The organism is Streptomyces sp. yr375 (assembly GCF_900110755.1).
Taxonomy (GTDB): domain Bacteria; phylum Actinomycetota; class Actinomycetes; order Streptomycetales; family Streptomycetaceae; genus Streptomyces.
Genome location: NZ_FOFF01000010.1, coordinates 48,084 through 71,536 on the forward strand (window position 1 = coordinate 48,084; position 23,453 = coordinate 71,536).

Consider the following 23,453-nt stretch of genomic DNA (forward strand, 5'->3'; position numbering starts at 1 on the left):
CCAAGAAGCGGTGCGGGCCCGGGCCCAGGTGTGCACCCCTGGGCCCGGGGACGTGCCTAAGCGGTCGCCTACTTCTGGTAGTGCTTGGTCGGCGAGCAGTTGTCGGGGTTCAGCGAGCCCTTGTCACGGCAGACGCGTATGTACGCGTCGTCGGTGTACTGCGCTGCGCCGTCCCAGTTCAGCTCGTCGAAGGAGACGGTGCTCCGCTGCTTGCCGTTGTAACGGCTCCAGTCGTAACCCTCCACCCGCACCTGCACGTACACGTTGTGCCCGTCAGCCGGGTCGGCGTCCTTCAGGTTGCCCTTCCACTCGAAGGCACCGTGGTTCTGTCCGGACGGCCAGAACGCGTACTTGCCGGCCGTGAAGGCTGCGCCCCCCGTGGTGAGCGTCGGAATGGTGTGCCACGAGACCGCCACCGCGGTCCCGGCGCTCAGGGCGAAGATCCCGCCCGCGAGCACGCCGACAGCCAACTTGCGCATTTTTTCTCCCGTTTGTTCACTCTGGTTGGTCGATCCAGAGAGCAACGGAAAGTTAGCAATCTCAAATGCTGGACGCAACGAAATTTGATCAGGCCATGCCAAGAGCGATTTTCAGACACCGAATGACGCGTTTTCTTTCACCGCTCTTTCAGCCCCCCTTTCACCCCTCTTTCACCCCGGCCAGACGATCGCCTGCACCTCGCTGTACGCGTGCAGGGCGTACGAGCCCACGTCGCGGCCCACGCCGCTTCTCTTGAAGCCGCCGAACGGTGCTTCCATGTTGCGGCCGACCGTGTTGATTCCGACGCCGCCGGCGCGGAGTTGGCGGGCGACGCGGAAGGCTCGGGACACGTCCGACGACCAGACGTAGTCGATGAGGCCGTAGTCGGAGTCGTTCGCCAGGGCGATGCCCTCGGGTTCCTCGCCGAAGGGGATGACGGTGACCACCGGGCCGAAGATCTCCTCGCGGGCCACCCGCATGTCGTTCGTGCAGTCGGCGAGGAGGGTCGGGGCGACGTAGAAACCCCGGTCGGGGAGCGGGACTTCGGGGCCTCCGGACAAGACCACCGCGCCCTCCTTGCGGCCCAGTTCCACGTACGACGCCACCCGGTCCCGGTGCGCGGCGGAGATCAATGGGCCTACCAGCGTGTCGGGCTCGCGTGGGTCGCCCACCTTCAACCTCCGGGCGTACGACGCCAGTTGCTCTACCAGTCGGTCGTAGATGCCGCGTTGGGCCAGGACCCGGGTCGGGGCCGTGCAGATCTGGCCGCTGTAGAAGGAGAAGGTGGTGCCGATGCCGGCCACCGCCGAGGCGATGTCCGCGTCGTCGAGGACGATCGCCGCGCCCTTCCCGCCCAGTTCCATCAACTGGCGTTTCATGTCCCGGCCGCACACCTCGGCGATGCGCTGTCCGACCGCCGTCGAGCCGGTGAAGCTCACCATGTCGACGTCCGGCGACGACACCGCCGTCTCGCCGACCTCGACCGCGCGGCCGGAGACGACGTTCACCACCCCGCGCGGCACGCCCGCCGCCTCCAGCGCCTCCGCCATCCGGTAGACGGACAGGGGGTCCTGCGGGGCCGGTTTCACGACCACCGTGTTGCCCATGGCGAGGGCGGGGGCGATCTTCCCGGCCGGGTTCGCCCACGGGTTGTTGTAGGAGGTCACGCATGTGACGACGCCGACCGGCTGCCGGACGGCCACCGCGCCCATCACCCCCGCCCTCCCCATCGGCCCGGCCGCGTTGACCTGCGGCGCGATCGGCCACTCGGCGGGCTCCACACGCGCGTAGCGCCGGAAGCGGGCCGCGCCCACGCCGACCTGCATACCGCGCGCGGTGCCGGTCGTGGCGCCGGTCTCGGCCTGCGCCAGCTCGGCGTACGGGAGCAGCCGGGCGCGGATGATGTCGGCGGTCCGGGCGAGTATCGCGGCCCGTTCCTCGGGCGGGGTGCGCGACCACGGGCCGAAGGCCGCGCGGGCGGCGGCGCAGGCCGCGCGCACCTGGTCCGGCGAGGCCTCCGGCGCCCGGCCGACGGTCCTCTCCGTCGCCGGGTCGACGACGTCGTAGTAACCGCCGTCGCCCTCCGGCTCCACCCACTCCCCACCCACGAACAACCGCTGCCCGTCGGCCCATTGATGGCTGCCGCCGGCCGGTTCGCCGCTCATCTCGTGTTCACCGTCCGGGTGTCCCGGCCCGAGCGCAGCACCCGGCCCGGTACGGCGCCGGTCACGACGTCGTCGCGGATGGCCGGCACGCCGTTGACGAAGACCGCCCGCACGCCGAGTGCCTTCGAGTCCAGCCGGGGGCTGTCGCCCGGCAGGTCGTGCACCAGGGTGGCCTTGCCCGCGTCGATGCGCTCCGGGTCGAACAGGACGAGGTCCGCGTGGAAACCCTCCTGGATCCGGCCCCGTTCGCGCAGGCCGAAGAGGCGCGCCGGGTCGTCCGTCAGCATCTTCACCGCCTGCTCCAGGCCGACGAGTTTCCGGCCGCGCAGACAGTCGCCGAGGAAGCGGGTGGTGTACGGCGCCCCGCACATCCGGTCCAGGTGCGCGCCCGCGTCGGAGCCGCCGAGCAGGACGTCCTCGTGGCTCCAGGTCTCCGCGCGCAGCGCCCACGAGTCCGGGTCGTTGTCGGTCGGCATCGGCCACAGGACCGTACGCAGTGCGTCGGCCGCGCAGATCTCGACCAGGCAGGAGAAGGCGTCCAGGCCGCGTTCGGCGGCGATGTCGCGGACGACGCGCCCGGTGAGACCCTCGTTCGCCGCGCTGTACGTGTCGCCGATGACGTACCGCCCGAAGTTCGCCAGCCGCCGGAAGACGCCCGCCTCCTTGGACTCGGCGCGCCGCAGCAGCTCCGCCCGGACGGCCGGGTCGCGCAGCTTCTCGATCCGCTCGGGGACGGGCAGCCCGAGGACCGGCCCCCACCCGGGGATCAGGTTCAGCGCGCAGAACGTGCCCAGCGACATGTTCATCGGCGTGAGGATCGGCATCGTCAGCGCGACGACCCGGCCCCCCGCCTTCCGCGCCCGCTCGCTGGCCACGAGCTGCCGGGGCACCCGCTCCGGGACGGCCGCGTCGATGGTGAGGACGTTCCAGTTCAGGGGGCGTCCGGCCGCCGCGCTCATCTCGACGAACAGGTCGATCTCGGCGTCGCTGAACTGATCCAGGCACCCCGCGACGATCGCCTCGATCTGCGTGCCCTCGTGCTCCCCAACTGCCCGTGACAGCGCCAGCAGTTCGGCGGGCAGCGCATGCCGGGAGGCGACCGGCTGTCCGTCGCCGTCGGAGTGGGACGAGGACTGGGTGGTGGAGAAACCCCACGCGCCGGCGTCCATGGCGTCGTGCAACAGCCGTACGATCTCGGCGAGTTGCTGTTCGTTCGGCTGTCCGCCCACCGCGTCCGGACCCATCACGTACCGCCGCAGCGCGCAATGCCCCACCATGAAGCCCGCGTTGACGGCGATCCGCCCTTCGAGCGCGTCCAGATACTCCCCGAAGCCGTGCCAGCTCCAGGGCGCCCCCTCCTCCAACGCCACCAGCGACATGCCCTCCACCTTGGACATCATGCGGCGGGTGTAGTCGGCGTCGGCGGGGCGGGCGGGATTCAGCGGCGCGAGCGTGAAACCGCAGTTCCCGGCGGCGACCGTCGTCACCCCGTGGTTCAGGGAGGGCGTCGCGTACGGATCCCAGAAGAGCTGGGCGTCGTAGTGGGTGTGGGGGTCGACGAACCCGGGCGCGAGGACGAGGCCGCGCGCGTCGTCGACGGCCCGCGCCTCCTCGGTGACCGTGCCGACGACGGCGATCCGCCCGTCCCGGATGCCGACGTCGGCGACGAAGCCCGGCGCACCGGTCCCGTCGACGACGGTCGCGCCTGTGATGACGTGATCGAGCACGGACCTTGCCTCCTTGAACTCCCGGGGAGATCGGAAACCACCGACGGTCAGGCGCCCTGCCTGAACCGCGTGGTGCGATGCACGGGATCCGTGTCGATCTTCGGGATCACGTGCTCCCCGATCAGCCGGATCGTCTGCAACGTCTCCTCCTTCGGCACCCCCACCGGAAGCCCGAAGGACAACTGATCGGCCCCGGCCTGCTCCCACCGCTTGCACTGCCGCGTCACCTCGTCCGGGTCGCCGCAGATCAACAGCTCTTCCTCGACGAGCAGTTCGACGAACTCGGCGTTGTACGCGGGCAGCGTCTCCGGCCACTCCGGGAAGCCCTCGGGCCGCGGGAACGTGTCGTGGTAGCGGAACACCAGCGACGGCAAGTAGTGCAGCCCGCCGCTCACCGCGATCCGGATCGCCTCGTCGTGCGTGGGCGCGCAGATCGCCGTCGTCGTCACCATCACGTTGTCGTTGACGAAGTCCCCGATCGGCTCGGCGTTCACCACCGCCGTCTTGTACTGCTCCAGCACCCATTCCATGTCGGACACCTTCTGGATGCTGAACCCGAGGACGCCCAGCCCCTTGCGCGCGGCCATCGCGTACGACGCCGGCGACCCGGCCGCGTACCACATCGCCGGGTGCGACTTCCCGTACGGCTTCGGCAGGATCTTGCGCGGCGGGAGCTGCCAGTGCTCGCCCTGGAAGCCGACGTACTCGTCCTGGAGCCACATCTTGGGGAACTCGGCGATCGTCTCCTCCCAGATCTCCTTGGTGTAGTTCATGTCGGTCACACCCGGTATGAACCCGAGGATCTCGTGGGAGCCGGCGCCGCGTCCGCTGCCGAACTCGAAGCGGTTCTCGGTGAGATGGTCGAGCATGGCGACCTTCTCGGCGACCTTCACCGGGTGGTTGACCTGGGCGAGCGGGTTGAAGATGCCCGAGCCGAGGTGGATGCGGTCGGTGGCGTGGGCGAGGTAGCCGAGGAAGACGTCGTTGGCGGAGAGGTGCGAGTACTCCTCCAGGAAGTGGTGCTCGGACGCCCAGGCGTACTTGAAGCCGGACTTGTCCGCCTGGATGACGTACTCGGTCTCCTCCATCAGCGCCTTGTGCTCGGCGAGCGGATCGGTCTCGGCACGCTTGCCCACGTATCCCTGTACAAAGAGCCCGAATTCCAAGGCGGTTCACCGTCCCCGGTTCACGAATGATTTCTGACGCACTTCTGACGTACCGTCAGTTTTGATGGCGACGACGACTCTCGCACCGCCCGCACGGAGGGTCAATAGCCGATGGACCGCCAGATGACGATGCGTCAGATGATGCTGACCCCCGCCAGCCACCCGCCGTCGATCACGAACGGCTGCCCGGTGATGTAGGAGGAGTCCTGCGAGGTGAGGAAGAGGGCGAGCCTCGCCACCTCCTCCGGCCGGCCGACCCGGCCCAGCGGCACCAGCTTGCGGTACAGCCCGTCGAGGGCCTTCGAGGTCTCCTCGGGGTCCGCGTCCGGGTCCAGCAGGGACGGGTTGGACATCGCGGTGTCGACGGCGCCGGGGCACACCGCGTTGACCCGGATGCCGCGCGGCGCGAGCTCCAGGGCGGCGACCCGGGTGAGGCCGAGGATCGCGTGCTTGGTCGCCGCGTACGCGCCCACCGCCGCCATCCCGGTCACGGCGGTGTACGACGCCGTGCTGACGATCGTGCCGCCGTCCGCCAGCACCGGGGCCGCCGTCTTCACGCCCAGGAAGCAGCCGACCTGGTTGACCTGCACGACCTGCATGAACTCGTCGAGGGGCGTGTCGACGAGGGCGTTGAAACGCAGGATGCCGGCGTTGTTGACGAGGCCGTCGAGATGCCCGTACGCATCCTGCGCGGCGCGCACCGCCGACTGCCAGTCATCCTCCCGGCCCACGTCCAGGTGCACGTACAGCGCGCCGATCTCCTCGGCGAGGGCCGCGCCCTGGTCGTCCAGCACGTCGGCGACGACGACCTCGGCCCCCTCCGCCCGGAACAGCCGGGCCTCCTGCTCCCCCTGGCCGCGCGCGGCGCCGGTGACGAGGACGACGCGCCCGTCGAGCTTGCCCATACCGAACCCCCTTCGCATCGCATCACTGGAACTCAGCATCGTAACGCCGAAAATGACGATGCGTCAGATGCGTGCACGCACGGAGGGCGCGCGAAAGACGCGCGGAAGACGCACGGAGGGATTTACGCGATTTGGGCGGCTCGCGCGCATGACGCGGATTGCACTCGTATTGCCCGCAGATTGCCCTCAGATTGCCCTCAGATTGACCTCGGATTGTCCTCGGAGTGCCCTCGGATTGCACAAGCACACGCCAGAAGAATGGAAAGTCAGGATGTTTGACCCTGTCCACAGCCCGTGCGGAACCCCAATAATCCTCCACGGAACAGTAAATGGCCCTTCAAGGACGGAGCGGACGCGGTCATGGCGAAGAGAAGACTGAAGAACCGGAAGATCCGGTACGTGGCGATCGGTGCGGCGCTGGCGACCGGCGGGGTCATCGTCACCCTGCTTCCGTCGGCGAACGCGGCGGACGCGAAGTCGCCCGACGAGATCATGCTCATCTGTGAGCGGACCAAGGTGCTCAACGGGAAGAACCAGAAGCTGGACGATTTCGGGGCCGGCTTCGGAGACGGCTTCAGGTCCGACAACTGCGAATTCGTCGAGACGAACTTCGAGACCTTCGACGGTCCCACCGAGAAGTCGTCCATCGACTTCCCCAACTGCGAGCCGAACGCCACCACTCCGGCGAAGGTCTCCATCACCTGGACGGCGAGCGCGGCCCAGGGACAGGGCAAGTACAAGTCCACCCAGCAGGGCGCCGCCGGCGGCCTTTTCGGAGCGCTCAGCGGTTCCTGGCTGAGGCACAAGGGCTCCCTGGACATGACCACGAAGACGGCCACGGCGGGCGACACGGAAGAGCGCCAGGTGCCGGTCGGCAAGGTGCTCCACATGGAGTTCACCCCGAAGATCCAGCGCATGACCGGTGAATGGCGGGTGCGGATCGACGCGAATCCCGGAAGCTTCGCCGTGAACCCCTCCGCCGAGCAGAACTTCACGGCGCCCGACACCGTCGAGGGCCCCGCCGTCCTGCCGGGCGCCGCCGGCAGCCCCGGCCTCATGGACGGCACCTCCAAGGCGGTCCTGGAGGACTGCTGAGGCACCCCGCATGGCTCGAACACCGCATGAACCAGCAGCTCACCCCCTGAAAACTCCCCCCTCTCTCCCCCTGGAGAACCCCATGGCCCGCACCCCCGGCAAGAGAAGCCACCGCAGCAAGAAGAAGCGCATCACGTTCGCCCTGGCACCGGTGGCGGCCCTCGCGGTGATCGTCCCGCTGATGAACTCGGCGGGCGCCGCGACCCCCTCCGAAGTGACCTCCGACTGCGCCTCGGACTCGGGCAAGCTGGCGGACTGCGACTTCGTCCCGGTCCAGAACAAGCGGAACAGCCTCGGACCCAACGAACGCGTCTCCGCGGTGACCGACAACTGCGGATCGACCAGCACCGCCTCGAAGGCCTTCGCGGTGAGCGCGTCCGTCGCCCGGCTCATTCAGTTGGAGAACGGGTTCAGCGCCTCGTCCACCTCGAAACTGGCGAGCTCGATCTTCGACGTGGGCGTGACGTTCAACAACACGGAGATCAACATCACGTCGGACACCAAGACGTCCACCCTGACGCTCAGCCGCACCGACACCGTGCAGCCGGACAGCATCGGTTTCTTCATGTGGTCGGCCAAGCGCACCGATGTGAGCGGATTCCTGCGGGCCACGTACAAGGAAGCCCAGGACGGCCAGACGGTGTTCTTCGCGCCGAGCGAGGGCGCCGCGACCGTGCACGTCTTCTATCCGCAGATCCTGAAGAGCGGAACTCCGGACGGCCGGCTGTGGCTGCGCAACGTGAAATGCGGGACGCCCGAAGCCAGCGGAATCCAGAACTCGGGCAACAGTGTCCGCGCGGAACCCGGATTCGGTGAGGGCGGCGGAAACGTGACCGACGTGGAAATCCCGCAGGCGGAAGTCGAGGCCCCGTGAGCAACTGACAGCGCCGCACAGCGACGCACGACGCCCGCCGCGCAGTGCGCATCCGGGAATACGAGGTTATTCCCAACCGCAAATCATGGACCCTCAACTGTGCATGGTTCGCCCTCAGTTGCGAAGCACGGGCGCGGCACGGGCGGCTCCGAGCCACCGCAGGACCGCGTCCGTGCTCCCCCTCGCCTCGAGCTTGGCGTAGATGTTGCTGAGGTTGTTGCGGACGGTCTTCTCACTGAGCCGTAACCGCAACCCGATCTCCTGGGCGCCCAGGCCGGTCGACAGCAGCTCCATCACCTGGCGTTCGCGTGGCGAGAGCAGGGCTCGCAGCCGCTCGACGGCGTCCCCGCGCGTGGGCATCCGCCGGGCCGCCTCCCTCAGCGCGGCGCACGCGGCCGGCGAGAGGTAGGTGTGGCCGACGGTGGCCGCCATGACGGCCGAGGACAGCATGTGCGTGCAGTAGTCGCCCTCGACGAGATAGCCCGCCCCGCCCTGGAACACCTCGACCACGGTGTCGGTGTCATGGCGTGGGCTGACGACGATCACCGGCACCCGCGCCTTCCCCCGCACGGTCAGCGCCGCGAGCAGCGCCGGGAAGGACACCTTCGGCTCCGCGCAGCGCAGCACGACGACGTCCACGGGCTCCGGCAGGCAGAAGGGCGGGCTCACCCGCACGACCCGCCCCACGTACGCGTCGTCCGCCGCCGGCCAGTCGTCGTGCGCCCAGTCGCCCTCCGCACAGGCGAGGGCGACGGCGAGTCGCTGGGAGGGGCGCTGGGAGGGGCGCTCGGTGGATCGCACTTCACGGGTCCTTCCGCCGGAGCCATCACGTCCGTACGTCCATACGTCAGTGCATACGTCGGTACGTTCGTGCATACGCGGCCCGGCCGGGACCTGTTCAAAGTTCAAGAAGAGTCGGGGAGAGCAGTCACCCGGACGCCCCCAGCAAAGGCCCCACCTCCTCCCCGAACACCCCGATCTGATCGATGAGTTCAGCCCGGCTCCGGCAGCGGAAGCGGACCTGGATCTGGTCGACGCCCATCGCCGGGTAGGCGCGCAGAGACTCCGCCAAGGCATCCGGGGAGCCCGTGAGGGTGTGGGGGCCCACGTTCCAGTTCGGGGTGCCCAGGTACAGGGGTTCGGTGATCGCGCCGATCGTGAACGGGGTGTCGATGCCTGCCGTCTCTCGCAGGTGGCGGATTCGCTCGATCGGTTCGGAGAGGCGGTCTCTCGGGTCGCCCTGGGGCAGCCAGCCGTCGCCCTTGAGGGCGGCTCGGCGGACGGCTGCAGGGGAGGAGCCGCCGACCCAGACGGGGATCCGGGGCTGGGTCGGTCTCGGCCGTTGTCCGAGGCCCTCGAAGTCGTACGTCTTTCCGTAGTGGGCCGGGAACTCGTCCGGCCCGAGGGCGGCACGCAGGGCGTCGATCGTCTCGTCGAGGACGGCACCGCGCCGCTCGAAATCGGCCCCCAGCGCCTCGAACTCCTCCCGTACGTGCCCGGCGCCCACCCCGAGGATCAGGCGGCCACCGCTGAGGTGGTCGAGGGTGGCGTACTGCTTGGCGGTGACGAGGGGGTGGCGCAGGCCGACGACGGCGACGTGGCTGAGCAGGCGGACGTGTTCGGTGACGGCGGCGAGGTGGGCGAGGGTGGCCACGGGGTCGTACCAGACCGTGCTCATGGCCTCGGCCAGCCGGCGCGGGATCGCGACGTGGTCGCAGGCGGCGATGTAGGCGAAGCCGGCCCGGTCGGCGGCGCGGGCGATCTCGACGAGGTCGGCGGCTCCCGCGCCGGCCTCCCAGGGCTCCGCGTAGATCGTGGACTGGGACTGGACCGGGAGCTGGATGCCGTACCGGACTCCCTGGCCGGAGCTCAACTGGGGCTCCACAGGCCGTCCTTCGTCAGGCCCAGCAGGTCGATCGCGTTGCCCCGGACGATCCGCTCCACCACGTCCGGGTCCAGGTGGCCCATCTGTGCCTCGCCGACCTCCTTCGACTTCGGCCAGGTGGAGTCGGAGTGCGGGTAGTCGGTCTCGTAGAGGACGTTCCCGACGCCGATCGAGTCGAGGTTGCGCAGACCGAATGCGTCGTCGAAGAAGCAGCCGTAGACGTGCTCGGCGAACAACTCGGACGGCGGGCGGTGGACCTTGTCCGCGACGCCGCCCCAGCCGCGGTTCTCCTCCCACACCACGTCGGCGCGTTCCAGGATGTAGGGGATCCAGCCGATCTGGCCCTCCGCGTACATCACTTTGAGGTTCGGGAAGCGCTCGAACTTGCCGCTCAACAGCAAAGCGACCACCGAGAAACAGCAGTTGGCGAAGGTGATCGTCGAGCCGACGGCTGGCGGGGCGTCCGCGGACGTGGACGGCATACGGCTGCTGGAGCCTATGTGCATGGCCACCACCGTGCCGGTCTCGTCGCACGCGGCGAGGAACGGGTCCCAGTAGTCGGTGTGGACGGAGGGCAGGCCGAGGTGCGGGGGTATCTCCGAGAAGGCGACCGCGCGGACCCCTCGGGCGGCGTTGCGCCGGACCTCCGCCGCCGCCAACTCGGCGTCCCACAGGGGGATCAGGGTAAGCGGGACGAGCCTGCCCTGCGCCTGCGGGCCGCACCACTCGTCCACCGTCCAGTCGTTGTAGGCGCGCACGCACAGCAGGCCCAGCTCGTGGTCGGCGGCCTCGGTGAAGGTCTGGCCGCAGAAGCGCGGGAAGGTCGGGAAGCAGACGGCGGACTGGACGTGGTTGACGTCCATGTCGGCGAGCCGGGACGGCACGTCGTACGAGCCCGGGCGCATCTGCTCGTAGGTGATGACCTCGAGCTTGATCTCGTCCCGGCTGAAGCCGACGGCGGTGTCGAGGCGGGTGAGGGGGCGGCGCAGGTCCTCGTAGACCCACCAGTCGCCGACCGGACCGTCGTCGCCGGGCTCGCCCATGACGGGCCGGAAGCGGCCGCCGAGGAAGGTCATCTCCTTCACCGGGGCGCGGACGATGCGGGGTGCGGTGTCGAGGTACTTCTTCGGCAGGCGGTCCTGCCACACGGTGCTCGGCTCCACGGTGTGGTCGTCGACGGAGATGATCAGCGGCAGGGGCGTCGCAATCCCCGGCGTGGTACCCGGTGTTGTCCTCGGTGTGGTCTCCATGAGGGCACGGTAGCGCCGATCTGACGGATCGTCAGCTAGTTCGTCGGCCAGTGCGGGGCGGTCGGTGCGGCTCGCTGCGCAGCGAGGGCGAAACCGCCGTCGGGTGGGCCTGACTTGATCGACTGTGTGGGGATGTGTGCATACCGGATGGGAGAGTTGTGCGGACTTCCCGGTGGCTGCCGGGTGCCTGCCCGATACCTCCCGGGGGAAGCTGACGGTTCCGGCATGGACAGGGCAAACTGAACAGGTAATTCGGATGCCTAAAGGGAGCCCTGATGGACGACCGGGTAGGACACGGCGGCCCGCGTGTGCCCGAGCAGCGGCGCCCCGGCTCCCCCGGGGAGCCGGCCGCGCTGCGCTTCGCCGTGCTCGGCCCGGTGCGCGCACGGCGCGGGGACGAGCAGTTGGCCACCGGCTCCCCGCAGCAACGCGCCCTGCTGGCCGCCCTGTTGCTGCGCGAGGGCCGCACGGCGACGGCCGCCGAGCTGATCGGCGCGCTGTGGGGCGAGGAGCCGCCGTCGCAGGCGCTGGCGGCGGTGCGGACGTACGCCTCGCGGCTGCGGAAGGTGCTGGACCCGGGCGTCCTGGTGAGCGAGTCCGGCGGGTACGCGGTGCGCGGGCTGGGCGAGGGCGCCCTCGATCTCGGCGTGGCGCAGGAGTGGGCGGCGGAGGCGGAGAAGGCGAAGGCGGCCGGGGATCTGTCCGTGGCCCGTGACGTGCTGAACCGCGCGCTGGGCCTGTGGGACGGGGAGGCGCTGGCCGGCGTCCCCGGACCGTACGCCGAGGCGCAGCGCGTGCGGCTGGAGGAGTGGCGGCTGGGGCTGCTGGAGGCCCGGCTCGACATGGACCTGGAGCAGGGCTGCCACGCCGAGGCGGTCTCCGAACTCACCGCGCTGACGGCCGCGTACCCGTTGCGGGAGCGGCTGCGCGAGCTGCTGATGCTGGCGCTGTACCGCGGCGGCCGGCAGGCGGAGGCCCTCGCGGTGTACGCGGACACCCGGCGGCTGCTGGCGGAGGAGCTGGGCGTGGACCCGCGGGCGGGGCTGCGCGAACTCCAGCGCCGCATCCTGCAAGCCGACCCGGAGCTCGCGGAGCCGTCGGCCGCGGTGGCGCAGCCGCCGGTGGCGCTGGTGCGTCCGGCCCAACTCCCGGCAAACGTACCGGACTTCACCGGGCGCTCGGCGTTCGTACGGGAGTTGAGCGAGGTGCTGGCGGCGGCGTCGGGTCCCGAGGGCGGCGGCGGTTCGGGGCGCGTCATGGCGGTGTCTGCGCTGGCGGGCATAGGCGGCGTGGGCAAGACGACCCTCGCCGTGCACGTGGCCCATCAGGCCCGAGCCGCCTTCCCCGACGGGCAGTTGTACGTCGACCTCCAGGGTACGGCGGCCCGGCCGGCGGAGCCGGAGACCGTACTGGGCTCGTTCCTGCGGGCGTTGGGCACACCGGACTCCGCGATCCCTGAGTCCCCGGCCGAACGGGCCGCGCTGTACCGGTCGGTGCTGGACGGCCGCCGGGTGCTGGTCCTGCTGGACAACGCGAAGGACGCGGCGCAGGTGCGTCCGCTGCTGCCGGGCACGGAGGGCTGCGCGGCGCTGGTGACGGCGCGGGTGCGGATGGTGGATCTGGCGGGCGCGCATCTCGTCGACCTGGACGTCATGTCGCCCGACGAGGCGCTGGCCCTGTTCACGAGGATCGTCGGCGAGGAGCGGACGGCGTCGGAGCGCAAGGCGGCGCTGGACGTGGTCGCGGCCTGCGGTTTCCTGCCGCTGGCGATCCGCATCGCAGCGTCCCGGCTGGCGGCCCGCCGCACCTGGACGGTGTCCGTGCTGGCGGCGAAGCTCGCGGACGAGCGGCGCCGGCTGGACGAGCTCCAGGCCGGTGACCTGGCCGTGAAGGCCACCTTCGAGCTGGGCTACGGCCAACTGGAGCCGGCCCAGTCCCGCGCGTTCCGGCTGCTGGGCCTGGCCGACGGCCCGGACATGTCGCTGGCCGCCGCCGCGGCCGTACTCGACCTTCCGCCGGACGACACCGAGGACTTGTTGGAGTCCCTCGTGGACACCTCCCTCCTCGAGTCGGCGGCTCCGGGCCGTTACCGCTTCCACGATCTGGTGCGCCTCTACGCGCGTGCGTGCGCGGAGCGCGACGAGCGGCCGGCGAGCGGCCAAGGGGCGGCGCTGTCACGGCTGTTGGACTTCTACCTGGCGACGGCGGCGGGGGTCTACGCGATCGAGCGGCCGGGCGACCGGACGGTCACCCACCTGGAGCCCACCTCGTACACCGGCCTGGCGTTCACGGACCGGACGGCGGCCCTGGACTGGCTGTTCCTGGAAGCGCAGGGCCTGCTGGCCTGCGCCCGGCAGCAGACCACGGGCAGCGGGCTGCGGCGCGCCGTCGACCTGCTGTGGGCGGCGAAGGACCTGGCCGAGTCGGGCGCGAACGCGAAGCAGTACGAGACGGCCGCGGCGGCCCTGCGCGACGCGGCGCAGCGCGCCGGCGACGTCCGCGCGGAGAGCCGCGCCCGCACGGCCCTGTCCAACGTCCACCTGGCCGCCGGACGGTACGCCGAGGCGGACGACGAGGCCCGGCGCGCCATCGAGCTGGCCACGGCGGCGGCGGACGCGACGCCGGTGAGCTGGGCCTCCACCGACCGGGGCATCATCGCGCTGAGCCAGGGCCGCTACGAGGAGGCCGAGCGGTTCCTCACCACCGCGCGGGACACCTACCGGGCGGACGGCAACCGACCCGGCGAGGCCAACGCGCTGTGCAACCTGTCGCGGCTCTACGAGCGCATGAACCGCCCGCACGACGCGGTCCCGCTGGCCCAGCAGGGCGTCGACATCTTCCAGCAGCTCGGTCTCACCCTGCGCCTCGCCAACGGCCGTTACGCGCTCGGCGTCGCGCTGATCCGGGCCGGGCGGCTCGCCGAGGGCCTGGTCCAACTGTCGGACGCGCTGGTGATGTTCGGCAGCAACCGGCAGCGCCTGTGGGAGGGGACGACACACTTCCGTATCGCCCAACTGCACCTGGCCGACCAGCGTCCGGCGCAGGCCGCCCGGCACGCCGAACAGGCGCTGGCGATCGGGTTCATCGGCGGCGACCTCATCCGGGGCGGTGTCCTGACGGTGCTGGGCAAGAGCCTGCACGCCCTCGGCCAGTCGGACCGGGCGCGCGCCTGCTGGCAGGAGGCCCTGCTGCTCCTGGAACGCTCGGGAGTACCGGAGGCGGCCGAGGTACGGAGCCTGCTGGCTCCCCTGGACGCGTCGTGAGGATCCGGCGGCCGTCGTTCATCGAACGTTTATGACCGCCTGACAGGGTCGGTTCAACGGTCCGTCGTGTCGGGGGGCAGACGGGTCGACGAGCCCACTGGGGGGTGGGCTCCGGCATATGCCGCTGTCCGGCGATACTTCGGGGGAATCGCCGGACAGAGGCGCCTTTCAGCCACTGCACACCACTCCCAGGGGGAGCCTGAACATGAGCGACACCGAGAAGAAGCAGCCGGACGAGACCGCGGCCATCAGGACGCTGGAGAACCACGCTCCCATCATGCCGACCCTGTCCAGGCCCGCGACACCGGACACGAAGTCGTCGGACACAAAGCCGTCGGACGCCAAGTCGCCCGACTCCGGGACGACTTCGGCACTGGCTTCCACGCCGACCTCCGCACCGACGTCCACGCTGGCGGCCGACGACGAGATCGTCACGTTCGAGAACCACGCTCCGGCTCCGCCCGCCCTGGACCTGGACGGCAAGCAAGCCTGAGTTCCCGACGGGGATCGGCCGCGGCGGCGCGGAGGGGAAGCCGCCGCGGCCGAGGCATGCCCGCATCCGGAACAAGCCACGGCCGCCTTGCCGGTTCACCGCCCCCGCAGCTCTCCCTTGACCACCTTCCCGCTCGCGTTGCGAGGCAGTTCGGCGACGAAGACGACCACCCTGGGGACCTTGTAGTTGGCCATCTCGCGGCGGGACCAGGCGATCAGGTCGTCGGCGGTGGCGGTCGCGCCGGGACGCCGGACCACGTACGCCTTGCCGACCTCGCCGAGCCGTGGGTCCGGGACGCCGATGACGGCGACGTCGGCCACGTCCGGGTGCAGGCCGAGGAGTTGCTCTATCTCCGCCGGGTAGGCGTTGAAGCCGCCGACGATGAACATGTCCTTCATCCGGTCGGTGATACGGAGGTTGCCCGCCGCGTCCAGTACGCCGACGTCGCCCGTGCGCAACCAGCCGTCCGCGGTGCGGACTTCGGCCGTCGCCGCGTCGTCCTCGTAGTAGCCGCGCATGACGTTGAAGCCTCGGACCAGCACCTCGCCCGGGGTACCGGCCGGGAGTTCGGCGCCCGCCTCGTCGACGACCTTGACCTCCGTCCCGGGGATCGCCCGGCCGGACGTCGACGCGATCACCTGCGGCTCGTCGCCCCGGCGGCACATCGTGACGATGCCGCTGGCCTCCGAGAGGCCGTACGCCGTCAGGACGGTCCGTACGCCGAGTTCGCCCCGCAGCCGTTCCACGAGACGCAGCGGGACGACCGCCGCGCCGGTCACGACCAGCCTCAGCGCCGACAGGTCGTACGTGTCGCGGGACGCGTGGTCCAGGAGGGACTGGTGGAGCGTCGGGGGGCCGGGCAGCACCGACACCCGCTCCGCGGCCACGTTCGCCAGCACCGCGTCCACGTTGAACACCGACTGCGGGATCATCGTCGCGCCCCGCATCAGGCAGGCGATCACGCCCGCCTTGTAGCCGAAGGTGTGGAAGAAGGGGTTGACGATCAGGTAGCGGTCGCCGTGCCGCAGCCCGGCCAGGTCGGCCCAGATCCGGTACGCCGTGAGGGTCTGCGCGTGCGTGATCACCGCGCCCTTCGGGCGGCCCGTCGTGCCCGAGGTGTAGACGATGTCCGACGGCCAGTCCCCCCGCACCGCGTCCGCCCGCGCCCGCACGAGCGCCGCCTCCACCCCGTCCCCGCTCGCCAGGAAGTCCTTCCAGGTACGGAAGTCGGCCGGGGCGTCGTCGGACAGCACCACGACCTGCTCCAGCGCGGGAAGCCCGGCCAACGGCCCCCGCCCCACCCCCGTACCCGGCCCCGCACCCGGCCCCTCCCCCGCAGCCCGCCGCAACGACGCCACATACGACGTCCCCAGGAACGTACCCGTCACGAACAGCAGCCGCGCCCCACTCCTGCGCAGCACATACGCGGCCTCCGCGCCCTTGAACCGGGTGTTCAGCGGGACCAGCACCGCCCCCGCCGACACCGCGCCCAGCGCCGCGACCATCCACTCCAGCGAGTTGGGCGCCCAGATGCCGACCCGGTCGCCCGCCCGCACCCCGTTCGCGACGCACGCCGCCGCCGCGCGCTCGACCCGCACGCCGAGTTCGCCGTACGAGATCCGCGTGCGGCCGTCGACCACCGCCTCGGTGTCGGCGAACCGCTGGGCCGCCGCCCGAACGAGCCCCGGAATACTGCCCCACTGCACACTCTTGTCCACACTCGCGTCCACACTCGCGTCCACAACCAGCCTCCCGCACGCAGTAGCTGACGACCCGTCAGATTAGCTGTACCGTGACGTCCTGTCAGCTCATGTCCAGCGTTGTGTCTGCTGAGGTGAGGCCAGTGACCGGGCTCAAGGACGCCACCGCCGTCGTCGGCATCGGACAGACGCCGTTCGCCAAGCACCTGCCCGAGGACGAACGGACCCTCGCCTGCCGAGCCGTCCTCGCCGCCCTCGACGACGCCGGCATCGCCCCCGGCGAGGTCGACGCCCTCGCCTCCTACACCATGGAGGAGACGGACGAGGTCGAGCTCGCGAAGGCCGTCGGCTTCGGCGACCTGACCTTCTTCAGCAAGGTCGGGTACGGCGGCGGCGGTTCGTGCGCGACGGTCGCCCATCTGGCGGCGGCGATCGCCGCCGGCCAGGCCACGGTCGGGGTCGCCTGGCGCTCGCGCAAGCGGGGCAGCGGCCCGCGCCCGTGGACCAACACCACGGCCCAACTCCCCACCCCCGCCCAGTGGACCCGCCCCTTCGGCCTGCTGCGCCCCGCCGACGAGATAGCCATGCTGGCCCGCCGCTACCTCCACGAGTACGGCGCCACCCGCGACCACCTCTTCAACGTCGCCCTCGCCTGCCGCAACCGCGCCAACCAGAACCCGGCCGCGATCATGTACGACCGCCCCCTCACCCGCGAGATGTACATGACCTCCCGGTGGATCAGCGAGCCCCTCTGCCTCTACGACAACTGCCTTGAGACGGACGGCGCGTTGGCCTGCGTGATCGTCAGCAGAGAGCGCGCCCGCGACTGCCGCCACCGGCCGGTCTACGTCCACTCGGCCGCCCAGGGCCTGCCCGCCCAGCACCACGGCATGGTCAACTACTGGAACGACGACCCGCTCACCGGCCCCGCCTGGGCAGCCGCCCGACACCTGTGGAAACACGCCGACTTCACCCCGGCCGACGTCGATGTCGCCCAGATCTACGACGCGTTCACCCCGCTCGTCCCGCTCTCCCTGGAGGGCTACGGGTTCTGCGGGCGCGGCGAGGGCGGGGCGTTCACCGAGGGCGGCGCGCTGGAGACCGGCGGCCGGCTGCCCCTCAACACGGGCGGCGGCGGCCTCAGCGAGGCCTACGTCCACGGCTTCAACCTCATCACCGAGGGCGTGAAACAACTACGCGGAGCGAGCACGGCCCAGGTCCCGGGCGCCACGACCTGCCTGGTCACGGCAGGCGAGGGCGTCCCGACCTCCGCCCTGCTTCTCACCAACAGACGTTGACCTGCCAGGAGTTGACATGCTGAGCCCCGTCCCGGACGCCGACGGCGCCCCCTTCTGGCGGTACGCCGCCGAGGGCGAACTCCGCGTCCAGACCTGCGCCGACTGCGCCGAACCCCGCTTCCCGCCCCGCCCCTGCTGCCCGCACTGCCAGTCCTTCGCGGCCGAGTGGCGACGCACCTCCGGACGCGGCCGCATCTGGTCCTACGTCGTCCCGCACCCGCCCCTCCTCCCCGAGTACGCGGCGCAGGCCCCGTACAACGTGATCCTCGTCGAACTGACCGAGGCTCCCCGGATCCGCCTGATCGGAAACCTGGTGACGGCACCGGGCGCACCCCTCAACTCCCTTCCCCACGACCACATTCGGATCGGCGCAAGGGTACGGGTCGTCTTCGACGGAAACGGCCTGCCGCAGTGGGTCCTGGAGCGCCCGTGAGCGTACTCACCGACCTCGACAAGGCCACCGGCGTAGCGGTAGTCACCCTGGACAGACCGACAAGACTCAACGCGATAGACCCAACAACAATCAGCGAACTGAAGCTGATCTGGCGAGAGTTGCGATTCAACGACGCGATACGAGCGACAGTCCTCACCGGCTCCGGCACCCGGGCGTTCTCCACAGGCCTGGACAGAGACACCGCCGTACCCCAACCGGCCTCCCCCTACATGCAGGACGACCCCCTCCTGACCATCGGCCCGAAGGCGAACGACCTGTGGAAGCCGGTCATCGCCGCTGTGGAGGGAATGGCCTGCGGGGGTGCCTTCTACCTGCTCGGCGAGTGCGACTTCATCGTCGCGGGCGCCGCCGCCGAGTTCTTCGACCCGCACGTCACGTACGGCATGGTCAGCGCGTACGAGTCGATGCTCCTGGCGCAGCGGATGCCGTACGGCGAGGCAGCCCGGCTGATGCTCATGGGCATGGCCGAACGGACCTCGGCCCGCCGCGCCCACGAGATCGGCCTCGTCTCCGAACTCACCGAACCAGGCGGCGCGTTGCAGGCGGCCGTCACCTGCGCGACGGTCATCGCCGGCCACCCCCCGACCGCCGTCCAGGGCACCGTACGTGCCCTCTGGGCGGCAAAGGAAGCAGCCCGCACCGCCGCCTTCGCCCAGGCACCCCACCTCATCGCCCTGGGCAACCTGCCGGACGAGCAGCAGGCGGAGCTGTTCGCCGGGCGGCGGGGTGAGGGGTTCCGGGTGCGGTGAGGGGTTGTTGTCAGGTGGCCGGGGCGTACGGTTCCGGGTTGCAGTGGTCGACCTTCGCCGCGACGCCCGGGCTGGACAGGTCGACCTGCACGGTCGCCGTCGCGTTCCCGGCGACGTACTCGTCCGTGCTGCCCTCTTCCACCCGGTTGGAACCGGCGTCCAGGAAATCGACCGTGACGGTGAAGTAACCCCCGGTCGAGTTCGGGTTGGTGACCTCGACCGTCGCGTACGCCTGACTCGGCGTCGCACAGTCGACCAACGTCACCGAGGCGTCCTGAAGCGCCGCCGACGCGTCCGAGGAACCACTGCCACCGGACGCGTCGTCGTCATAGTCGTCATCGTCGTCGTAGTCGTGGTACCTCGAGCCCGACGTACCACCACCGCCTGACGACGAACTGTCGTGATCCTGGCTGGAGTTGCTGCACCCGCCACCGCCGCCGTCGCCACCACTGTGACTGCTGCCGTGCCCGTGCCCGCGTCCCGTCGAGAAACCGGTCAGCGCCAGGACGACCAGCACCGCCACCGTTGCGAACTTGAATTTCTGCCCCCGTCGATCCATGCGAACAGCCTAGACAGGGCCTGTGCCGCGCAGTTCACCGAGTGGCGGCAGCGAACCGCCCGCTACGACACGGTGATCCGCGAGAACTGGATGGTGACGACCTTGCCCGCCGCCACAACTCGGAACCGGCCGGCTCGGCAGGTACCGGGAACCAGACGGGGCCGCGCCCCGACCACTGACACATGGAGCAGAAAAAGCCTGATGCGTGTGTTGCACCGGAAACGGAACACACGGTTCACGAAGGAAACCCTGCTGAAGGAGCCTCCCGCATGCAGATCGCGATCGTTCTCTATCCCGGGTTCACCGCGCTGGACGTCATCGGACCGTACGACGTCCTGGGCCGCCTCCCGGACACCGAGGTCGTCTTCGTCGCCGAGCGTCCGGGCCTTGTCCGCAACGACCTGGGCAGCCTGTCGATCGACGTCGTCGCAGGTCTCGCCGACGTGCCGAACCCGGATGTGGTGATCGTCGGTGGCGGCGCGGGTCAGGCCGAGCAGATGGCCGACGGGAGACTGCACGCATGGTTGCGTACGGTCGACCGGACCTCCGCGTGGACGGCTTCCGTCTGCACGGGGACCTTGATCCTCGCCGCCGCCGGAGTCCTCGAAGGTCGTCGGGCGACGACCCACTGGGGTGCGCTCGAGCACCTCGCCGGGTTCGGTGTGACGCCGGCGAAGGAGCGGGTCGTCATCGACGGTCACTACGCGACCGGGGCAGGCGTCTCGGCGGGCATCGACATGGCGTTGACCCTGGCCGGTCTGATGGCGGGTGACGACGTGGCGCAGGCCCTTCAGCTCCTCATCGAGTACGCACCGGAGCCGCCCTACACCTCGGGATCCCCGAACTCCGCTCCGGCGGACGTCGTCGAGAAGCTGTTCACGCTGTTCCCGCCGAGCTGACGTCACGGGGCGACGGGTCAACCAGCCGCAGCAGCACCGGACTTGTCGCCTTTCCATCCGATGGGGTGGTGGGCGGTGTGCTCGGTGGTGGTAGTGGGTGGTGACGGGGACGCCATCACCCGCTGCCGCCCCGGCGTGGGGCGGCAGCGGGCACGTACGCCGGACGCCGGACGCCGGACGCCGGACGCCGGTGGTTACGCCGTTCGGGCCGTGCCCGTTCCCTTCTCCGCGTCGAGCGCGTACACGCAGCGGTCCTTGCTGCACGCGTACACGACGCCGTCGCGGACCACCGGGGAGCCGGTGATCTCGCCGCCGGTGGCCAGTTTCCAGCGCAGGCGGCCGTCGTCGGCCTTGAGGGTGTAGAGGAGGTGGTCGGTGGAGCCGAAGTGGATACGGCCCTCCGCGACCGCCGGGGCGCCCACGATGTCGCCGCCCGCCTGGAAGCGCCACTTCGGCGTGCCGGTGACCGCGTCCAGCGTGTACAGGCCCTTGCCGCTGCCGACGTGGACATGGCCGGCCGCCACCAGCACGGGGTCGACGGACGCCCGGGCCTCGGTGGCGATGCGCCAGCGGTCGCGGCCGTCGGTGGCGTCGATGGCGTACACCGTGCCGAGGTAGTCGGCGAGGTAGACGCCGCCGCCGGTGACGGCCGGGCCGGGCACGAAGGTCGGCGGGGACAGGAACACCGCCGGGGCCTCGAAGTGCCAGCGCACCATGCCGCTCGCCACGTCGACGGCGAGGACGCGGGTGCCGGCGGAGAGGTAGACGTAGCCGTCGGGGCCGGGCGTCACGCGGACCGGGACGCCGCCGCAGGAGGCCGTGTCGCCGATCGGATACGACCAGCGTTCGTCACCCGTACGGGCGTCGAGGGCTCTGAGCCGGGCGTCCTGCCAGACGTAGACCGTGCCCTCGTGGAGCGTCGGGCCGGCCTCCGGGGACTCGAAGTCGGTCTGGCAGCCGCTGATCTCCCAGAGTTTCTGCCCGCCCGAGGCCTCCCAGGCCTGGACGCCGCCGCCGCGCGTGCCGGTGACGACCGTGCCCCGGTCGGCCTTGAGCGAGTACACCCAGGCGTCCGTGGACAGCCGCCACAGGTCGCCGCCCTCGCGGGCGTCCAGCGCGAACAGGGTGGGGCCGTCGGAGGCGTGGACGCGGCCGTCCGACACCGCCATCGACCAGGCCACGTCCCGCGTCTTGAAACGGCGCCGGCCGGTGGCCACGTCGAGAGCGTGCACCTCGAACGAGGTGACGTAGACCAGGTCCCCGGCGACCGACGGCGTCCCCCACACGTCGTTCGACATGCGGAAACGCCAGGGCCGCCAGCCCGCCGGCGTCTCGGCGGGCGCGTTCTGCGCGGCCGGTACGGCGGGGTCGGCGCCGTTGACGCCGGGGTGCAGCCGGGACCAGTTGGCGACCAGGCCGGGTTCCGCGACCGGCGCCTTCATGGCGGCCGTGGCACGGACGTCGGCGACGCGCGGCCCGGGCCCGATCGGCACCGCCCCACCCGCCAGCCGGACGGGACCGGCGTCGGGGGAGCCGACCGGCGCGGGGGCGTGCGCGGGCCGGGAAAGCACCACGGGATCGTGGGACGGCGGGGGCGGGACGGCCCCCCGACCCATGGCCACGCCACCACCACCGCCACCACCGCCACCGCCGCCACCCACGCCTGCTCCGGCCCCTACTCCCCCGTTGCGGGGGCTGGCGGGGGCCGGTTTCGGGGCCGGGCGGCCGCCTCGGCGGGTCTCGATGAGGGTGACGGCCTTCTCGGGCAGCCACGCCGACGCCGTACCGCTGTCGTCGGAACCGGAGCCGAAGAGGTGGGGGGCGAGCTGGGCCTGGAGGTCGGCCGGGTTGGGGCGGGCCGTGGCCTCCATCTGCATACAGGACTCGATGAGCGGACGCAGTTCGTCCGGCAGGCCCTCCAGGTCCGGGCCTTCGCGCAGCAGCATGAAGACCGTCTCGACCGGGTTCGCGCCGTGGAAGGGCGGGTGGCCGGTGGCGGCGAAGACGAGCATCGAGCCGAGCGAGAAGACGTCGCTCGCGCCGGTCACGCTCCGCGAGTCCTTCGCCTGCTCGGGGGACATGTAGGCGGGGGTGCCGACGGCCACGTTCGTCATCGTCAAACGTGTGTTCGAGACGCCGGACGCGATACCGAAGTCGATCACGCGGGGCCCGTCCTCGACGACGAGGACGTTGGACGGCTTGAGGTCGCGGTGGACCAGTCCCGCCCCGTGGATGGACTGGAGGGCCTCGGCGACGCCCGCCGCCAGCCAGCGCACCGCTTGGGCCGGCATCGGCCCGCACTCGTTCACTATCTCCTCGAGGGAGGGCGCGGGCACGTACGCGGTGGCCAGCCACGGCACGGCGGCGCGCGGATCGGCGTCGACGACCGCGGCCGTGTAGAAGCCGGAGACGGCGCGGGCCGCCTCCACCTCACGCGTGAAGCGCACGCGGAAGAGCTGGTCCTCGGCGAGCTCCGTACGGACCGTCTTGATCGCCACGCGCCGGCCCGAGGCCGAACGTGCCAGATAGACCAGCCCCATGCCGCCGGCACCCAGCCGTCCCAGCACCTCGAACGGCCCGATCCGCCGAGGATCGTGCTGCGTAAGCTGATCCACCACTTGCCTGCCACCTCCCCGTACGAGCCGCGTCACCCACTTGTGTACACGGCCCCGTGCAGCGTCTCACCACCGCACCGCCATGGCGGCACGCACCCCGATTGTTCCTGGCCGGACGGCTGGTTGCGAACCCAGGGTCATTCGGGGTGTCTCATTTCATATGCGGGCAAAAAATCCCCACAGTACGACAAACCTGCCGGTGAGACGCCTTGAGCCCCTCGGGGAGGGGGGCTGGGAAAGGGCGGCAAGGGGGTCCGGAGGCCCCCTTAGGGGGGAGGGAAGGGGAGGGAAGGGGCCTCGGGGATGCGATGAGGGGGTGGGGGGCGGAAAGGGGGTGAGGGATCCGGGTGGGGGATCCGGGTGGGGGCCGGTCGGGG

At 70.8% G+C, this 23,453-nt stretch carries 19 protein-coding genes; 8 read left to right on the plus strand and 11 right to left on the minus strand.

The genetic code is table 11. From position 1 onward, the window contains the following. Positions 1-68: 68 nt before the first annotated feature. The 5 genes from BMZ82_RS41765 to BMZ82_RS13255 all read right to left on the minus strand — a co-directional run bounded on the left by BMZ82_RS41765 (position 69) and on the right by BMZ82_RS13255 (position 5,942). Positions 69-479 (minus strand): hypothetical protein, encoded by a 411-nt coding sequence (locus BMZ82_RS41765; RefSeq protein ID WP_093775141.1) that lies wholly within the window; start codon positions 477-479, stop codon positions 69-71. Positions 480-650: 171 nt separating this feature from the next. After that, a complete protein-coding gene (locus BMZ82_RS13240) occupies positions 651-2,144 on the minus strand; it encodes an aldehyde dehydrogenase family protein (protein ID WP_093775143.1) in 1,494 nt (497 codons plus the stop codon). Then, positions 2,141-3,922 (minus strand): N-acyl-D-amino-acid deacylase family protein, encoded by a 1,782-nt coding sequence (locus BMZ82_RS13245; protein WP_256251902.1) that lies wholly within the window; start codon positions 3,920-3,922, stop codon positions 2,141-2,143. The genes BMZ82_RS13240 and BMZ82_RS13245 overlap by 4 nt, the downstream gene beginning before the upstream one ends. Beyond that, a complete protein-coding gene (locus tag BMZ82_RS13250) occupies positions 3,919-5,037 on the minus strand; it encodes an LLM class flavin-dependent oxidoreductase (RefSeq protein ID WP_093775147.1) in 1,119 nt (372 codons plus the stop codon). The genes BMZ82_RS13245 and BMZ82_RS13250 overlap by 4 nt, the downstream gene beginning before the upstream one ends. A 134-nt stretch (positions 5,038-5,171) precedes the next feature. Continuing rightward, on the minus strand, positions 5,172-5,942 hold the full coding sequence (locus BMZ82_RS13255) for an SDR family NAD(P)-dependent oxidoreductase (RefSeq protein ID WP_093775149.1): 771 nt from the start codon (positions 5,940-5,942) through the stop codon (positions 5,172-5,174). A gap of 360 nt (positions 5,943-6,302) precedes the next feature. Here BMZ82_RS13255 and BMZ82_RS13260 point away from each other — a divergent pair, with 360 nt between their 5' ends. Both BMZ82_RS13260 and BMZ82_RS13265 read left to right on the plus strand, forming a co-directional pair. Next, on the plus strand, positions 6,303-7,037 hold the full coding sequence (locus tag BMZ82_RS13260) for a hypothetical protein (protein ID WP_177244480.1): 735 nt from the start codon (positions 6,303-6,305) through the stop codon (positions 7,035-7,037). 82 nt (positions 7,038-7,119) lie between these two features. Beyond that, positions 7,120-7,911: a hypothetical protein gene (locus BMZ82_RS13265; RefSeq protein ID WP_093775151.1), complete on the plus strand. Its 792-nt coding sequence runs from the start codon at positions 7,120-7,122 to the stop codon at positions 7,909-7,911. A gap of 114 nt (positions 7,912-8,025) precedes the next feature. On the opposite strand, the gene BMZ82_RS13270 is transcribed toward BMZ82_RS13265, so the two are convergent. From BMZ82_RS13270 to BMZ82_RS13280, 3 genes are all read right to left on the minus strand, one after another. Further along, complete coding sequence (locus BMZ82_RS13270; RefSeq protein ID WP_256251889.1) at positions 8,026-8,712, minus strand: response regulator transcription factor; 687 nt, start codon at positions 8,710-8,712, stop codon at positions 8,026-8,028. Positions 8,713-8,839: 127 nt separating this feature from the next. After that, positions 8,840-9,796 (minus strand): LLM class F420-dependent oxidoreductase, encoded by a 957-nt coding sequence (locus BMZ82_RS13275; RefSeq protein WP_256251890.1) that lies wholly within the window; start codon positions 9,794-9,796, stop codon positions 8,840-8,842. After that, positions 9,781-11,046 carry an amidohydrolase family protein gene (locus tag BMZ82_RS13280; RefSeq protein WP_093775155.1) on the minus strand — a complete coding sequence of 422 codons (1,266 nt, stop codon included), beginning with the start codon at positions 11,044-11,046 and terminating at the stop codon, positions 9,781-9,783. The genes BMZ82_RS13275 and BMZ82_RS13280 overlap by 16 nt, the downstream gene beginning before the upstream one ends. Before the next feature lie 275 nt (positions 11,047-11,321). Here BMZ82_RS13280 and BMZ82_RS13285 point away from each other — a divergent pair, with 275 nt between their 5' ends. After that, positions 11,322-14,309 carry an SARP-family global regulator AfsR gene (locus tag BMZ82_RS13285; RefSeq protein WP_093775157.1) on the plus strand — a complete coding sequence of 996 codons (2,988 nt, stop codon included), beginning with the start codon at positions 11,322-11,324 and terminating at the stop codon, positions 14,307-14,309. A gap of 205 nt (positions 14,310-14,514) precedes the next feature. Beyond that, the gene (locus BMZ82_RS13290) at positions 14,515-14,802 is read left to right on the plus strand and encodes a hypothetical protein (RefSeq protein ID WP_093775159.1); all 288 of its coding nucleotides are present in this window, start codon (positions 14,515-14,517) and stop codon (positions 14,800-14,802) included. Positions 14,803-14,897: 95 nt separating this feature from the next. Here BMZ82_RS13290 and BMZ82_RS13295 read toward each other — a convergent pair whose 3' ends face one another. Beyond that, a complete protein-coding gene (locus BMZ82_RS13295) occupies positions 14,898-16,508 on the minus strand; it encodes a FadD3 family acyl-CoA ligase (RefSeq protein ID WP_371271209.1) in 1,611 nt (536 codons plus the stop codon). A gap of 104 nt (positions 16,509-16,612) precedes the next feature. On the opposite strand from BMZ82_RS13295, the gene BMZ82_RS13300 reads away from it, so the two are divergent. The 3 genes from BMZ82_RS13300 to BMZ82_RS13310 are packed head-to-tail and all read left to right on the plus strand — an operon-like array spanning position 16,613 to position 19,003. Then, positions 16,613-17,800, plus strand: a complete 1,188-nt coding sequence (locus BMZ82_RS13300; protein WP_093775161.1) for a lipid-transfer protein — start codon at positions 16,613-16,615, stop codon at positions 17,798-17,800. Positions 17,801-17,816: 16 nt separating this feature from the next. Continuing rightward, on the plus strand, positions 17,817-18,233 hold the full coding sequence (locus tag BMZ82_RS13305) for a Zn-ribbon domain-containing OB-fold protein (protein ID WP_093775163.1): 417 nt from the start codon (positions 17,817-17,819) through the stop codon (positions 18,231-18,233). Next, positions 18,230-19,003 carry an enoyl-CoA hydratase/isomerase family protein gene (locus tag BMZ82_RS13310; protein ID WP_093775165.1) on the plus strand — a complete coding sequence of 258 codons (774 nt, stop codon included), beginning with the start codon at positions 18,230-18,232 and terminating at the stop codon, positions 19,001-19,003. The genes BMZ82_RS13305 and BMZ82_RS13310 overlap by 4 nt, the downstream gene beginning before the upstream one ends. A 10-nt stretch (positions 19,004-19,013) precedes the next feature. Here BMZ82_RS13310 and BMZ82_RS13315 read toward each other — a convergent pair whose 3' ends face one another. After that, positions 19,014-19,562 carry a hypothetical protein gene (locus BMZ82_RS13315; RefSeq protein WP_093775167.1) on the minus strand — a complete coding sequence of 183 codons (549 nt, stop codon included), beginning with the start codon at positions 19,560-19,562 and terminating at the stop codon, positions 19,014-19,016. Between the two features lie 269 nt (positions 19,563-19,831). On the opposite strand from BMZ82_RS13315, the gene BMZ82_RS13320 reads away from it, so the two are divergent. Continuing rightward, complete coding sequence (locus tag BMZ82_RS13320; RefSeq protein ID WP_093775170.1) at positions 19,832-20,461, plus strand: DJ-1/PfpI family protein; 630 nt, start codon at positions 19,832-19,834, stop codon at positions 20,459-20,461. Between the two features lie 194 nt (positions 20,462-20,655). Here BMZ82_RS13320 and BMZ82_RS13325 read toward each other — a convergent pair whose 3' ends face one another. After that, the gene (locus tag BMZ82_RS13325) at positions 20,656-23,079 is read right to left on the minus strand and encodes a protein serine/threonine kinase AfsK (RefSeq protein WP_093775172.1); all 2,424 of its coding nucleotides are present in this window, start codon (positions 23,077-23,079) and stop codon (positions 20,656-20,658) included. Positions 23,080-23,453: the final 374 nt, after the last annotated feature.

Bases quoted from the DNA above. Each gene is read 5' to 3' on its own strand.
- BMZ82_RS41765 (WP_093775141.1), bottom strand. From the start codon at position 479: ATGCGCAAGTTGGCTGTCGGCGTGCTCGCGGGCGGGATCTTCGCCCTG.
- BMZ82_RS13240 (WP_093775143.1), bottom strand. From the start codon at position 2,144: ATGAGCGGCGAACCGGCCGGCGGCAGCCATCAATGGGCCGACGGGCAG.
- BMZ82_RS13255 (WP_093775149.1), bottom strand. From the start codon at position 5,942: ATGGGCAAGCTCGACGGGCGCGTCGTCCTCGTCACCGGCGCCGCGCGC.
- BMZ82_RS13260 (WP_177244480.1), top strand. From the start codon at position 6,303: ATGGCGAAGAGAAGACTGAAGAACCGGAAGATCCGGTACGTGGCGATC.
- BMZ82_RS13265 (WP_093775151.1), top strand. From the start codon at position 7,120: ATGGCCCGCACCCCCGGCAAGAGAAGCCACCGCAGCAAGAAGAAGCGC.
- BMZ82_RS13280 (WP_093775155.1), bottom strand. From the start codon at position 11,046: ATGGAGACCACACCGAGGACAACACCGGGTACCACGCCGGGGATTGCG.
- BMZ82_RS13285 (WP_093775157.1), top strand. From the start codon at position 11,322: ATGGACGACCGGGTAGGACACGGCGGCCCGCGTGTGCCCGAGCAGCGG.
- BMZ82_RS13290 (WP_093775159.1), top strand. From the start codon at position 14,515: ATGAGCGACACCGAGAAGAAGCAGCCGGACGAGACCGCGGCCATCAGG.
- BMZ82_RS13300 (WP_093775161.1), top strand. From the start codon at position 16,613: ATGTCCAGCGTTGTGTCTGCTGAGGTGAGGCCAGTGACCGGGCTCAAG.
- BMZ82_RS13305 (WP_093775163.1), top strand. From the start codon at position 17,817: ATGCTGAGCCCCGTCCCGGACGCCGACGGCGCCCCCTTCTGGCGGTAC.
- BMZ82_RS13315 (WP_093775167.1), bottom strand. From the start codon at position 19,562: ATGGATCGACGGGGGCAGAAATTCAAGTTCGCAACGGTGGCGGTGCTG.
- BMZ82_RS13320 (WP_093775170.1), top strand. From the start codon at position 19,832: ATGCAGATCGCGATCGTTCTCTATCCCGGGTTCACCGCGCTGGACGTC.